Origin of the sequence: Thermus thalpophilus (genome assembly GCF_022760915.1) — a bacterium.
Lineage (GTDB): Bacteria > Deinococcota > Deinococci > Deinococcales > Thermaceae > Thermus > Thermus thalpophilus.
This window is the reverse complement of the sequence record NZ_JAKTNS010000101.1, coordinates 1-707: the sequence shown is the minus strand read 5'-3', so window position 1 is coordinate 707 and position 707 is coordinate 1. Positions and strand designations below refer to the sequence as shown.

Below are 707 nucleotides of genomic sequence, written 5' to 3'. Positions count from 1 at the left end.
GCGGGGGCTTGAGGGGGATGGGGTCCAGCTCGTACCAGGCGTGGAAGTGGCCCGAACGGGGGTTGACCAGGACCAGGGAGGGGGGGAGGGCGTGGATCCGCTCCTCCACCTGGGGCCAGGGGAGGTCCACGTCCACCACCAGCCGCAAGACGGCGTGGGGGTAGTGGCCCACCTGGACGTGGACCCGCTTCAGGGCGTTTTCGCGCTTGTAGATGCGCACCCCCTCCTTGGGGTCGTCCGTGGCGTAGGGGTAGCGGGGCAAGTTCTCCGCGAAGTGGCGCAGGTAGGCGGCCTGGAAGGCCTCCCGGGCCCGCTCCGGGCGGGGGGGAGGGGCCAGGAGGTGGGCGCGGAGGGCCTCCGGAGAGAGGCCGCGCAGGGCGGCGTAGGCGCGAAGAACCACCTCCCCCAGGTCGGGGTTTATCTGGAGGAGTCCTGCGATTTTAGCGAGGGTGTCCGGGATTTGCGCTTCCGGCCGGGTGTGGTGCTCCATCTCTTGCCTCCTTCCTCCCGGCCGGGTTAGGATGGAGGCCTCCTGGCGGGGAGGTCTCGGCCTAACTGGCCGGGGCTTCTTTTTGCATGATACCGGCCGGTCCATGAGTTTCGCCGGCCGGCGTGGGCCGATCACCCCGGGACCCTAGGAAGCAAAAGGCCCCTCACCGCCCCCAGAACCGCCACCAGGGCCGCCTCCTCAAGGTAGCTTCGCTGAC

1 protein-coding gene is annotated in these 707 nt (G+C 69.7%); it reads right to left on the bottom strand.

The genetic code is table 11. From position 1 onward, the window contains the following. The coding region (locus L0D17_RS13185) for a replication initiation protein (RefSeq protein ID WP_243095704.1) at window positions 1-490 on the bottom strand (490 nt) is incomplete at its 3' end. Window positions 491-707: the final 217 nt, after the last annotated feature.